Source organism: Microcoleus sp. MON2_D5 (assembly GCF_036701905.1).
Lineage (GTDB): Bacteria > Cyanobacteriota > Cyanobacteriia > Cyanobacteriales > Microcoleaceae > Microcoleus.
The window spans coordinates 1-12,363 of sequence record NZ_JAUBRM010000008.1; the positions used below are offsets into that span (position 1 = coordinate 1).

A 12,363-nucleotide genomic window follows, 5' to 3' on the forward strand; every position below is an offset into this window, starting at 1 on the left:
CGTATTACAGGTGATGGCATCATTGGTTTATCGCGATCGTTTATTGCAGCAGGCGTTCCGAGTGTTGTAGTTTCTCTGTGGTCAGTAGCCGACCAATCAACAGCCGACTTGATGGCGGAATTTTATCGGCAGATGCAGCTAACCCCTGATATTGCCCAAGCGCTGCGGAAGGCCATGCTGGTGACATTGGTCAAACATCCTAATCCTGTAGATTGGGCCGCTTTTACGCTCATTGGCGAAGCAGAGAAACGTTAACCCGGAAAAGCTGATTTCCAGTCGTCAAGAGACCTAATACCTGCTCTTACGTACTTAGGGCTTGCTGAATAAGTTAGGGAAAACCACGATCGCAATTGATGGGTGATTCAAGTTCGGCGAAGCATAAGTTTTGGTTTTTGTAATTGACCAAAATATAATTTTTGACAATCATTGAAGCGTAACCAGACCTTATTTTGGGAAATCGGCAGAAAAACACACAAAAAACCCGTCTTAACCAGGTAGAAAGGTTCATTACTAAAAAAGTAATAGCAATGGCTGTACCAGAAGTATTATCAAGTTTAGCCATCACCCGATTCAAGCTAAATCTTCTTTTCCCTTGTCCAAATTTGCCTTCAATAGAGTTACGAACTCTCTCATCTTCCCAGGCTTGTTTCTTTGTTTCCTTACTGACATTTGCTGGTGGCCTTCCTAACGGAGGGCCACTAATTCTAATTCCTCTTTCTTTACACCAAGCTCGGTTTTCCCTTGTTCGATAAATGCGATCTGCATGGACTGATTCTGGATAGTATCCTGTGTAACTTTTAAATGCTTCTACTTGGGCTTTTAAGTCTCCTGATTCGTTAAAATTATCCCAGCTTATTCGCTCCAAAAACACATACCCCTCAAAGCAACTCGCTGACAGTTTAGCTCCAAACTCTACTGATTTTCCTGCTTTACCTCTAATAATGGGACGGATGTGGGGTTGGCTTAAACTTACTATTCTGTCCTCAATACTCTGTTTGTTATTTTCAAATAGCCAGAGTTGTTGGCGATAGACTTCTGTGAGAACTAGCAAAGTTTTATATTGCTTTTTGGTCAGACTTTCCAGAGTCGCACCTGATTCGATTAGCTGATTGATATGAGCCAAGTTTCTTTTGATATATTGCAGTTGTTTTTTAATTGCTTGGATTTTTTTGTTTCTGGTCGGTCGTCGTTGTTTGGCTACTGCTAAGTAGTCTTTTCTGGCTATTTTTCGGTAGGTTCTGGGTTTTTTCTTGATTTTTACTGTGAGAGATTTATAGAGAATGTCGATGATTTTTTCGGTATGAACTCGGGTTCGGTTTAATAGTCCTAAGTCGGTCGGATAGCTAATATCTGCTGGGGCACAGGTCGCATCTATGATTAATTTTCCTTGATTGGGCGACTCATTTTTTGCGTCCGAATCCTTTTTTTTTTCTGGTTTGACTGGGGTAGTTTCGCGCAGTTTTTCCACCAGGCGTTCGTTCACTTTATTAATTAGGTTCGCACTAATTCGGTGACGAAAGTGAACTAATAGTGATGGGTCAAATGGGAGTTCATTACTGTAGGTTGATTGACCGATAAAGTATTGCAGATAGGGGTTTTCACGAATTTGTTCTACTGTCTCTCTATCGCTAATTCCAAGTTTCTCTTTGATAATTAATGCCCCCAATGCCATCCTAAATGACTTAGCGGGTGCGCCTATTTCGGTGGGGAAATTTTCAGCATATTCTGCTTCAAATTCATCCCACGGGATAAGTTCTGCCATCTTTACCCAACGGTTATCTGCTGACAACCTTCCTTCAAAGGGTAGTTCAAAGTCGGATGGGGGGCTTGGGGCAAGCTCAGCTTTTCGGTACACGAGCGCAAATGGTGATGCACGGGTTTTGAGTCATTATACCTGTTTTTCTTGCACCATTACTACCTTTCTTCGTCCGAAAATCCATACAGTGTTTACTTGAACCACTTATTCAGCAAGCCCTACTTAGTGGGCCCAATTATCATTTTTCTGGTGTCTTACACCCCACGTCCGGCCCTTTGATATCAATTCCGGTTATATCGGAATGATTAAACCACAGAGGACGCAGAGGATACAGAGGAAGGGAAGAGAGATGAATAATTCCGATGAAGGGCGGATTTGATATGACTCTCACATTCAGGTATTTTTGCCCAAGCCATGAGGTTTGCATCAATTTTGAGCAAATAAAAAGTCAACAGTCGTTACTTGTTGAGAATTGGTTGAAGAAGGGGCAGTTCTTCCTATGAAGGTCTGAAACTTTTGCACAGCAGGAAGTTCTGACTCGTGAAAGACGAAAATTATCACGGTGTGATAGTCAAAGGGCGGAAGGTGGGTTGTAATTTTTCCACCGCTGCATTGGTTTCAATGTTGTGACTTCGATCACTGGTAACACGGACTTGGTTCACCCAATATTTTCAGTATTATCACGCAAAAAAACCAGCACCATCACTTGCTCTTAGAAGAAAACACGAGATGATTAAGGTGTCGAGTTCAAAATAATCCCATGTCTCCAGTTAATCTTCTCCCCGGCGCTATCAACGAATTAATTGCCACTGTCACCGATACTCACCGCGTTACCAAAGCTGACCGCTACGGCATGATGGCCGCTATCCTTGATGAGTCCATCAGTGAAGAAGAACGTGGCTCACTCGATCGTCTGATTCGCTCCCTGGTCAAAGGTCGGGTTCAAGTCAGTGATGAACTCTCCATCGTCTCGTAAGCAGAAAGCTCGTTGAGAACTCGACACTCTACAACCGCTTTCGATTGGGAAAGTTTAGACCAGTCACTGATATTGCGATCGGCCTCTACTAAGGATAGCTTTTTGTATAATGCACTTTTGACATAAACAATTAGCGTTCGCAACTTCATAAACATTATGACGGATACCATCCAGCATCTCATTGAGCCACACATTCAAGATTTGGGTGGGTTCCAAGCCCGTCGCTTGCTTCCCTCAGACGTTCTAGCACTGGTAGGCCCGTTTATCTTTTTTGACCATCTGGGCCCTGCGGTGTTTCCACCCGGCCGGGGCGTGGATGTCAGACCGCATCCGCACATCAACTTAGCAACCGTCACCTACCTGTTTGAAGGTGTTTTGCTGCATCGCGATAGTGTCGGCAGCGTTCAAGAAATCCGTCCCGGTGCGGTGAATTGGATGACAGCAGGGCGAGGCATTGTCCACTCCGAACGCACGCCTGACGATGAGCGCAGCAAAGAAGCCATCCTGCATGGCATTCAAACCTGGATAGCACTTCCCGATGAATACGAAGAAACCGACCCCTGGTTTCGGCATCATCCGGCTTCTGAGCTGCCTGTTTGGGAGGATGCAGGAGTTTCGTTCACCCTAATTGCCGGTGAGGCCTATGGTCGTACTTCGCCAGTTCAAATATTTTCACCCATGATTTATCTGGACGTGCAACTAACTGCTGGACAAGAATTTACCTTACCGGGCCATTACAGCGAACAGGCGGTTTACAGCGTAACAGAGGGGCTTTTGCTCGATGGAGTGCCTCTGGAACAACATCGGTTGGCAGTTCTAAATTCAGGCACTGAAGTAAACATTTCTGCTTCAGGCAAGGCTCGTTGTATTGTGATTGGCGGTGAACCTGTTGGTGAGCGGCATAAGTGGTGGAATTTTGTTTCGAGTCGCCACTCGCGCATTGAGGAAGCTAAACTCGATTGGAGAGAGGGACGGTTTGCTCAGGTTCCTCAAGAGACAGAGTTTATTCCGCTGCCAGAAGAGGCACCTTCTCAAGCAGAGCAACCGTTGTGAATAACCGCAGCGATTTAAATTAAAAAACTTTTTGTTGATTCTGAATCTGTCTTTTTTACTCTAATCTTCACGCCTATTATTCCAAAACTTTTGATGCCGTTAGGCATAGATTTGTGCCTGGGTTGCCACAAAATATGGGAGCCAAATCTGCGTATAGAAATTATTTGGGATATCTATTCATGCGCTAATAGGAGTGAACATCAGTCCGATGAAACTGACATCTTGCACCATTCTTGCTTAAAAGGCCTTTTGGGTCTCTTCCATAAAGAGTAAATTTTCTTGTGGGCGGTTGCTCTTCTAGCCCGCCCATAGAAGGGTGATTGAGAATGGTGCAAGATCTCAGATGAAACACAGATTAGAGCCTATTCCAGGTTTATGAAGTAGGGACAACAGCCGAGTTATGTGTCCCTACGGCGGAGATAGAGCGATAGCCCGGTGTTTTTCATAAACGTGGAATCTGCTGTATCTATCAGGGCTAGTTCGGGAATTTCATAATAATCAGGTTGAGTTGAGCGGCTGTTTCTCACCTCTTTAACACAATTAATAACTGTATTATGAGAAACCCCAGTCAGACATTCTATCCGCCGAAACCCATCTCCTTATCGGTAGAGATGGAGACACGGGTTTTTTACCTCTTGGAGATAACCGGGCCTCAGAATAAACATCTATAAATTGCCGACGGCACTCTCAACAAATATGGTTTTGTTTACCTCTTTTCCAGCCATTTTTATTGATATTGGTGGATTGACAGCCCGGAAAAATCATAGGTTTTGTTAGTTGACTAGAGCTTTTGCTTATACCATAAATGTGCAACGCTAATTAATTAGGTGAGAATATGGTAGGGATGATTGATTAATTGTCCCTACAAGTTTAGGATGGTAATTATATAAAGTCTGAGCCAGCGATCGCCATACCTGAGAGTCTGGGGGGTTGACGAGTATAAGCGTTGGGAATCCGAGTTTCGAGTGAACCAGTCCCTAAAAAAAGGGGACAATTTCGTAACTATCGGCCTATATTTCGCTTCATTTGATCTAGTTCTTCCTGAGCTTCCCAGTGTTGAAACTTTTCTTCTAAAGGATCTGCCGCATTAAAACTGTTATAATTTGAACTCTGATTCCAACCCTTTGTATCCCAATTTGGCTCTGTTTTAGTGGTCGTGCGAGTTGCAGCTTCGGCTGCTTTTGCTCGGACTTCTTTTCGCCGTACTTGAATTTGGCGGTACAGTTCTTTTGCTTTTTCAATCCGTTCTTTGCAGCCTTGCATTTGACCCCAGCGCTGATTTCCCTGACGCAGCAAAGCGGCTTGCCGCTCTTGGGCGGCTTGAGCTAAATCGAGCCTTTGAGCAGCTTTAGCTTTGTTGATGCGATCGTTCCAACGCTGAATTTCTTGAGCGGCGGAGAGAATTTCGGCTTGCAGTTTTTTCTCTTGTTTTTGAATATCGAGAATCAGCCGCAGAGTGTCTTCTTCTTGTTCCTTCAGTTGTTCTTCTATTGCCTGCAATTCCAGATGGGGATTGCTACGCAAAAATTCTTCTAATCGGGTTTCTAGAAAGCGGTTGAAATCATCAAATAAGCCCATTTTTTATAATTCCTCAGTCATTAGTCCTGGGTCATTAGTCATTGGTCATTAGTTATTAGTCATTGGTTCTTAGTCACTGGAGATCGATTATTGCTCCTGAGTTGTTAGTTATAGCAGAAGAAAGTTCGGCAACGAATTGGCTAACCGATTTAACGGATAGAAGCAAGAAGTAATAAGAGCAATGGTTTCAGCAATTAAGAACGTCTTGGCGGTTCTTATATTATAACTGTTTTCACTGCTCGTGATATACAGCCCGATCGCTGCCCATTACTGATTACCGATGACCTAACTCATAACTAATGACTGATGACTAATGACTGATAACTGATTAGAACTTTTGGCCGACAAAAACCGATCGCACATCTCCTCCCTTGCGGATCACTGCTTCTTGATTTTTGATTTCTGCCAGCGTCCAACCGCTAGCGCCGATGCTTTCGCCCACATAAATTCTGCGGGCTACGCCGTCTACTTCAAACAAAGCAGCCGATCGATCGCCCAACTCCAAAATCCCTACCAGCGTGTGGGCGGAAGTCGGGGCGCTGCTGACGGCCGGTGCCGATTGCTCGGGCGCGGGCGCGGCTTGCTGGGCTGCGGGCGCTGGTGCTGGTGCCGGTTCGGTTTCGCGAGCCAAAATCTTCGGCTGTGGAGACTCCGACGGGGAAGGGGAAGCCGCGAGGGGAGATCGAGTGCCGGCGGCGGCGATCGCTCGACCGGAGGCTGGAGCCGCCGGCGAGGGCGAAACTGCGGCGGTTTGAGGAGCAGCCGGAGCAGCCGGAGCAGCAGCTACCGGAGCAGCCGGAGCAGCCGGAGCAGCCGGAGCAGCAGCTACCGGAGCAGCCGGAGCAGCAGCTACCGGAGCAGCCGGAGCCACAGTCACCTGAGCGGGGGGAGGGATGACTACGATTTGGGGTGCAGGTGCTCCCGGTTGCGCGCCGACTTGTTCTAGGGCATCAGCGATGCGGTTGACTGCTGTCGAAAGACCTGCGGTTGCCGGCGGCGCGCCGGAAATTGAAATGCTCGGCAGCGTCCCTGGAGTGGCAACTCCGGGAACTCCTGCTAGTTGCGGGTTGGCCTGGGGTGCTTTTTTTTGTTCGATCGCTTCTAGCGAACGCTGCACGTATTCGACAAACGGGGTGTCTGGTGCTGTTTTGCCGCTTGCTGCGGGCCTCTCTGGTGCGGAGGCGGCGGGCAAGCGCACCAGTCCCGACCGGCTTGCCAGCCACAAGCCCATGACTAGCAGCAGCGACCCACAGGCTGCTCCCAGCAGGATTCTGTCGAATGATTGTTTGGACTGCTGTTTTTTGGCTGTTTCTAGGGCGACTTGGCGGGCGATCGCTTCTACGTCTTTTTCGCCCCCCTGCGGCTGGGGGGGTGCCAACTGCGACAAAACTATTTGAGGTACAGAGATCGACTTGAGCGCCACGAATTCAGGCTGCACTGGTTCCGATGGCAGTCCGTCGCTGCCGTCGAATGCTCGATCGACTCCTTCAAACAGTTCGTCCATCAACCGATCGGCGTAGGACTCTACTGCCACTGCTTCGGCTGGCACTGTTTCCACGGTCGCAACCACGGAGATCGGATCGGACGCTGATTCCAAAGACATCTGTTTGGCGATTACTTTTTGAGGCATAGTTTTCTCTGATTCGCGCTGCTCGACAACCCTGAGACTGTTAACTTTTGACTTCTACAGGATACTTGTGATGTTGACCAATTCTTGGCTCGGAACAGGTCAATTGTATCTCACTCATCACCATATTTTTAGTCCTCGGCCAACTTACTTTGCCCGATCGACTTTTTTTTTACCTGTTTTGGGCCTTTTAGTCCCTGTTTTCTGCTGCCAGTCTTATTTGCTTACGCTGACTTTTACTGCATATTCTACTGCTTGTGTCAACCCCACCCTCCGGGTCTTCCCAGTTTTTGACATACAGCTTTACTTGAGGCTCTCGCAAAAAAAGCGGGTTTTTTGGCGCTGTTTCCGATCGCCTTGCAGGTTTAACAAGGCTTTCAGACTTTTACTCGTCTTAAGTTTGTTGGTCAGTTTACTTGAGAGTAGTAACAAGCAACCGATTTTATAACTTTAATAGTACCATAGCTTCATCACACTTAGGTAATAAATTGTCAAATGTTGCCAAATTGTCTGCTAAACAAGCATTATTCGTAATATTTTTTTTACAGAACTATTTGTAATACAAAAAGAAAAAAATAGTGAAATTTGTCAATATATATTCGTTTGAGCAGGAAATTTTTTCAGCCATAATTACTCTAGCTCCTGTCATTGTGAGCAGGAGCTAAAGACAACACTCGGACAACCCAAATTAACCCACCCGTTCCGCCAATTCCAACCAGCGCTCAGTCGCCCGATCGATCTGCTGCGTCAACTGAGCCAAACGATCCGATAACTTCTTCACCTCGGCAAACCCGCTGGGAGCATTGTTAGACAACCTCTTTTCAATCTCTTGTTTCTCTGCTTCCATCTGCGGAATTTGACTTTCTAATTGTTCGTATTCCCGCTTCTCATTAAAGGAAACTTTGGTAGATTTTTGAGTGGAAGTTGGGGTTTTAGAATTATTAGATTCAGCGGTGCGTGTATTTTTTTCTTTTTCTTTTTGCCCTTTGATTTCTTTGGCTTCTTCGGCTTTCTTGTAGTCTAAATACACCGAATAATTGCCGGGATACAAACGCAAATTGCCGCCCGGTTCTAGGGCGAAAACCATGTCGATCGTGCGATCGAGAAAATAGCGATCGTGGGACACCACAATCACGCAGCCGTTAAAATCTTCGAGATAATCCTCCAAAACCGCCAAAGTCTGCACGTCCAGGTCGTTTGTCGGTTCGTCCAAAATCAGCACGTTCGGCGCACTCATCAGCACTTTCAACAGAAATAATCGGCGCTTTTCCCCGCCGGAAAGTTTGTTAATCGGTGCATACTGTTGGTTCGGTGGAAACAGAAACTTTTCCAACATTTGAGAAGCGGTAATGATTTCCCCATCCGCCGTTTGCACCAATTCCGCCACACTTTTCAAGTATTCAATAACTCGCTGGTCTTCGTTGGGCGTCAAATCCTCTGAATGCTGGTCAAAATAACCGATATGAATGGTTGTGCCAATTTCGACTGTACCCGAATCCGGCTGAATGCGTCCGGTGATGATATCCATCAGCGTCGATTTTCCCGCACCGTTGCTGCCAATAATTCCAATCCGGTCTTCGGGTGTGAAATTGTATGTAAAATCTTTAATTAAAGTGCGATCGCCATAGGCTTTACAGATATTCAATAACTCAATCACCTTCTTACCAATCCGGCGGCCCGCTGTGGCAATCTCGACTTTGCCGTTGGCTGTTTTGAACTCCTGGGCTCGCATATCTTTAATGCGATCGATCCGAGCTTTTTGCTTGGTACTCCGCGCTTTTGGCCCGCGTTTGAGCCATTCCAATTCGCGCCGCAATACACCGGCGTGTTTGCGAACAGTGCTGGCGGCCGATTCTTCAGCTAGGGCTTTTTTCTCCAAGTAATAAGCGTAATTGCCAGCATAATTGTAAAGGTCGCCGCGATCGATCTCTAGGATGCGATTGGTAACGCGATCGAGAAAATAGCGATCGTGCGTAATCAGCAGCAAAGCACCGCGATAGCCGTTCAAATAGTTCTGCAACCACTCCACAGACAGCGCATCCAAGTGGTTTGTCGGTTCATCCATCAGCAACACATCGGGCTCGGACAACAAGGCTGTTGCTAAGGCAATTCGCTTGCGGTAGCCGCCGGACAAATCGGCAATTTTCGCATCAAAATCCTCAATCCCCAACTTGGTCAAAATCAATTTAGCCTTGGTTTCCAAATCCCACGCATCCACCTCATCAATGCGTTCAGACACTGCAGACAGACGCGCCATCAACTTGTCTGTATCGCCTTTGCCGTGGGACAATTGAGCGGAAATTTCCTCGTATTCTCGCACTAAAGCCATTTGTTCGCCACTGTCGGCAAATACTTGCTCTAAGACAGTGTGATTTTCGTCTAAATCCGGCTGTTGGGGGAGATACACAATTGTAGACCCTGGATTGACCCAGCGATCGCCAGAGTCGATCGACTCCAAGCCTGCAATCATTTTCAGCAGGGTTGATTTCCCGGAACCGTTGGTGCCGATGAGTCCGACTTTATCGCCTTCATCCAGGCTGAAGCTGGCATCTGTCAAGAGTTCCTTGATGCCGAAGTCTTTTTTGATCGATCGCAGAGTAAAAATAGTCATGAGTATAGAAAGTCATTTACCTGACTTAGTTTAACGCAAGTTCGATCCTGTCCGGTTGCATGGATATGGTCTGTCGTTCCGATGAAAGTTTTTCAAGACAAGGGCGAACTGGATTTTTTAGACTATCTAAATCTTGATAAATGGGTAAACTTTGACTGAAGTGCGATCGGCAGTGGGGATTGACAAACAAAAACCATATGGATAAAATTTCGATATTAAGATATTGCTCAATTCAATACTTCGGACAGTTTTAGATCTAATCGAGTCTCTGAAACCCTTAGTGGCTATAATATACTGGACTATTTTTTATTTCGTTTGAGCAAGCGCGCACTCGTTTCAGAAAATGCGTCAAAAATGGCAGGGCTTCCTCGCCCTCGGCTTACAGGGCAGTTAAAAAACTGTCCGAAGTATTGTCAATTCGCTCTACTAATTAACAAAATCCCGAATAAATTTAATGAAACGCAGAATTCCTGAGTCACTCTTAATCCTTTATATGTTTTTGCCACTAAAAAGTGCTATATTAGCTCAGATAATTTTGTGTCAGATTAGATCCATCCACGCAGCTCGCCAAGCAGAAAAGAAACTTAATCTCGACTTAGACAATAACAATGATGAGGCATTGAGAGAGTTTATTGTATCATTTTGGTTGAATCCTGATAATGCAGTGGCTTATGCTTATCTTGGGTTGCTTGCTCCTCATCTGGGCTTGTGCAATCACCCTGTCATGGAAATTCGCCACAAAGTCGCCAGGAATAAATTTGAGTTCTCCAATTATGCTGTAGGCCAGTCTATAATGGATCGGATTCAAGTCGATGAAATTAAAGAGGCAATTGCTAATGGACAACTAATTAGAGACTACCATCACGGTAAACATAATTCAAGTTATGTTATTTGTGGCTTCACCCAAGCTCAACGACCAATTCATGTCAAATGCAGTTATCCCATGCGAGAGTTAATTAAAATTATCGCAGTGTATCAACCTGACCACGATCGATGGTGTGACAACTTTACAATGAGGCGAAATATTAGCAATGATGAATGATGACCAAGAATTTCTAGTTAATTGTCGAGTAACTTACACACTACAACTCAACGGCAAGTTCTACTTAGTTGAGAACGTACCTTCTCGTGTAAACGAGGAGACTGGAGAACAGTTTTTTGATCCTTCCGTTGTCAAGCATTTGCAGCAGCTCATTCTGAATGAAGAAGATCCTGTTCGTATTATTGAGACTCCTGTATATAATTATCATGAGTAAGTAAAGCTTAGCCGTATAATAGACTTAATCAGACTGGCGGTTTATAACGTAGATATTTTAATGGAGTCAACAAAGGGCTTTGAGAAAGATATTGCTAAGTTGAGTGAAGATGAAAAAGCAGCAGTGATTAAAAAAATCAACGATTGCGCCAGCCTCTTCCCCACTCAAAAAGCTGATGTCTATCGTAAGCTGCGTCGCCTGCGCTTACCGACAAATCTTAATGGTTACGAATCTTCACTCTACACACTACGGATTTCTCGAACACTAAGGGTAATTTGGGCAGTTGACGAAGATCCAATTTTTGGGCAAGTTATTTTTACTCTTTTTCGAGCAGTCAAACACGAAGAGCTCGATAAAGCATATCAGGGTGTAGCAGAGTCTCTATATCAAGATCTAGAAGCTGCCCAGATTTCGTAAGTTTATGTATGGCACAGACTATTACGCTCGGCGATAAATATGGCATGATTCACGAAGCCATGAAGATTTTGCCAGAGGACGAGCTAAAGATTAATTGTATTGAAGCTTTGGCAGAGCTTGAAGACAACGAATGTCACAGAACAAGAAAATTTGCCAACAAGCAAAATCGTTAGCTTTGTTGGTAAGTGCAAGCGATCGCCGATCGGTATAACACTTCACTGCAACCGACCTTATGCTAAGTTATTTTTGGAATTAGGAGCGATCGCCAGCGCAAGCAGAAAAGGAGGATGTACAAAAATGGGTAAAGGCAGGTTAGAAGCGTTCAGCGATGGTGTAATCGCCATTCTCATCACCATTATGGTGCTGGAATTGAAAGTGCCCCATGAAGCTGATTTAGCTGCGCTGCGTCCGCTAGTCCCAGTATTTCTGAGCTATGTACTCAGTTTTATTTATCTTGGTATCTACTGGAACAACCACCATCACTTGTTACAGGCGGCTCGGCAGGTCAATGGTAATGTTTTGTGGGCTAATTTGCATCTGCTGTTCTGGTTGTCACTCATTCCCTTTGTCACTGGCTGGACAGGCGAGAACCACTTCGCCGCCTGGCCAGTTGCGCTTTATGGCACAGTGCTGTTGTTGGCTGCGATCGCTTACTTTATTCTTACTCGTGCTCTTATTTCTCACCACGGTAAAGATTCCACTCTGGCAATTGCACTGGGGCGAGACTTTAAGGGTAAGCTATCAGTGGTGATTTATGCCGTAGCAATCCTGCTTTCTTTTGTCAACTCATGGTTGGCTTTCATGCTGTATGTTTTAGTTGCGATAATGTGGCTGATCCTCGATCGGCGTATTGAGAAAACTCTGAATTCGTGAAGAAGATTCCACAAAAAGCCATCCCAGCCAGCTAACACTTCGCTTTACCAATTAACAAATTACAATTCATCAAGACGGACTTTTTGTTGAACCCGGTCAAGGTCGTTCTTACTACTTTGGTCAAGACCTCTATACCTTCAAGGCAGTTGGTGAAGAAACAGGGAAGCCTATGCGCTTTGTGAGGTAATTGTTACACCTGGTGGCGGTACGCCGACC

The 12,363-nt window shown here is 45.5% G+C and carries 12 protein-coding genes; 8 read left to right on the plus strand and 4 right to left on the minus strand.

What is annotated here, in order from left to right; translation table 11 throughout:
* A partial coding sequence (locus QUA47_RS04505) for a CHAT domain-containing protein (protein WP_333429871.1) occupies window positions 1–255 on the plus strand: 255 nt, incomplete at its 5' end.
* Between the two features lie 73 nt (window positions 256–328).
* Here the strand turns inward: QUA47_RS04505 and QUA47_RS04510 are convergent.
* Entirely contained in the window at window positions 329–1,855 is a 1,527-nt protein-coding gene (locus QUA47_RS04510; RefSeq protein ID WP_333429872.1) for an IS5 family transposase, read from the minus strand.
* A 661-nt stretch (window positions 1,856–2,516) separates the two neighbouring features.
* Between QUA47_RS04510 and QUA47_RS04515 the strand changes: the two genes are divergently transcribed.
* Window positions 2,517–2,732 (plus strand): hypothetical protein, encoded by a 216-nt coding sequence (locus QUA47_RS04515; RefSeq protein WP_333170743.1) that lies wholly within the window; start codon window positions 2,517–2,519, stop codon window positions 2,730–2,732.
* 156 nt (window positions 2,733–2,888) lie between these two features.
* On the plus strand, window positions 2,889–3,785 hold the full coding sequence (locus QUA47_RS04520; RefSeq protein WP_333401920.1) for a pirin family protein: 897 nt from the start codon (window positions 2,889–2,891) through the stop codon (window positions 3,783–3,785).
* A gap of 1,002 nt (window positions 3,786–4,787) precedes the next feature.
* Here the strand turns inward: QUA47_RS04520 and QUA47_RS04525 are convergent.
* The 3 genes from QUA47_RS04525 to QUA47_RS04535 all read right to left on the minus strand — a co-directional run bounded on the left by QUA47_RS04525 (window position 4,788) and on the right by QUA47_RS04535 (window position 9,601).
* A complete protein-coding gene (locus tag QUA47_RS04525) occupies window positions 4,788–5,363 on the minus strand; it encodes a TIGR04376 family protein (protein ID WP_333288107.1) in 576 nt (191 codons plus the stop codon).
* A gap of 328 nt (window positions 5,364–5,691) precedes the next feature.
* Complete coding sequence (locus QUA47_RS04530; RefSeq protein ID WP_333429873.1) at window positions 5,692–6,993, minus strand: hypothetical protein; 1,302 nt, start codon at window positions 6,991–6,993, stop codon at window positions 5,692–5,694.
* A gap of 685 nt (window positions 6,994–7,678) precedes the next feature.
* Window positions 7,679–9,601: an ABC-F family ATP-binding cassette domain-containing protein gene (locus QUA47_RS04535; RefSeq protein WP_333429874.1), complete on the minus strand. Its 1,923-nt coding sequence runs from the start codon at window positions 9,599–9,601 to the stop codon at window positions 7,679–7,681.
* A 454-nt stretch (window positions 9,602–10,055) separates the two neighbouring features.
* On the opposite strand from QUA47_RS04535, the gene QUA47_RS04540 reads away from it, so the two are divergent.
* Genes QUA47_RS04540 through QUA47_RS04560 form a run of 5 tightly spaced genes read left to right on the plus strand, consistent with a single transcriptional unit; the run spans window position 10,056 to window position 12,147 of the window.
* Window positions 10,056–10,643 (plus strand): DUF4258 domain-containing protein, encoded by a 588-nt coding sequence (locus QUA47_RS04540; protein WP_333429875.1) that lies wholly within the window; start codon window positions 10,056–10,058, stop codon window positions 10,641–10,643.
* Complete coding sequence (locus tag QUA47_RS04545; protein WP_190740045.1) at window positions 10,633–10,857, plus strand: hypothetical protein; 225 nt, start codon at window positions 10,633–10,635, stop codon at window positions 10,855–10,857. Before QUA47_RS04540 ends, QUA47_RS04545 begins: the two co-directional genes overlap by 11 nt.
* A 60-nt stretch (window positions 10,858–10,917) precedes the next feature.
* Window positions 10,918–11,274 carry a hypothetical protein gene (locus QUA47_RS04550; RefSeq protein ID WP_333429876.1) on the plus strand — a complete coding sequence of 119 codons (357 nt, stop codon included), beginning with the start codon at window positions 10,918–10,920 and terminating at the stop codon, window positions 11,272–11,274.
* An 8-nt stretch (window positions 11,275–11,282) separates the two neighbouring features.
* Window positions 11,283–11,447, plus strand: coding sequence for a hypothetical protein (locus QUA47_RS04555; protein WP_333429877.1), 165 nt, complete (start codon window positions 11,283–11,285; stop codon window positions 11,445–11,447).
* On the plus strand, window positions 11,425–12,147 hold the full coding sequence (locus QUA47_RS04560; RefSeq protein WP_333429878.1) for a TMEM175 family protein: 723 nt from the start codon (window positions 11,425–11,427) through the stop codon (window positions 12,145–12,147). Before QUA47_RS04555 ends, QUA47_RS04560 begins: the two co-directional genes overlap by 23 nt.
* The last annotated feature ends 216 nt before the right edge of the window (window positions 12,148–12,363 follow it).

Excerpts from the sequence above, each read along its gene's own strand:
- QUA47_RS04540 (WP_333429875.1), top strand. The coding sequence starts at position 10,056 with ATGAAACGCAGAATTCCTGAGTCACTCTTAATCCTTTATATGTTTTTG.
- QUA47_RS04530 (WP_333429873.1), bottom strand. The coding sequence starts at position 6,993 with ATGCCTCAAAAAGTAATCGCCAAACAGATGTCTTTGGAATCAGCGTCC.
- QUA47_RS04535 (WP_333429874.1), bottom strand. The coding sequence starts at position 9,601 with ATGACTATTTTTACTCTGCGATCGATCAAAAAAGACTTCGGCATCAAG.
- QUA47_RS04545 (WP_190740045.1), top strand. The coding sequence starts at position 10,633 with ATGATGAATGATGACCAAGAATTTCTAGTTAATTGTCGAGTAACTTAC.
- QUA47_RS04550 (WP_333429876.1), top strand. The coding sequence starts at position 10,918 with ATGGAGTCAACAAAGGGCTTTGAGAAAGATATTGCTAAGTTGAGTGAA.
- QUA47_RS04555 (WP_333429877.1), top strand. The coding sequence starts at position 11,283 with ATGGCACAGACTATTACGCTCGGCGATAAATATGGCATGATTCACGAA.
- QUA47_RS04520 (WP_333401920.1), top strand. The coding sequence starts at position 2,889 with ATGACGGATACCATCCAGCATCTCATTGAGCCACACATTCAAGATTTG.
- QUA47_RS04515 (WP_333170743.1), top strand. The coding sequence starts at position 2,517 with ATGTCTCCAGTTAATCTTCTCCCCGGCGCTATCAACGAATTAATTGCC.
- QUA47_RS04525 (WP_333288107.1), bottom strand. The coding sequence starts at position 5,363 with ATGGGCTTATTTGATGATTTCAACCGCTTTCTAGAAACCCGATTAGAA.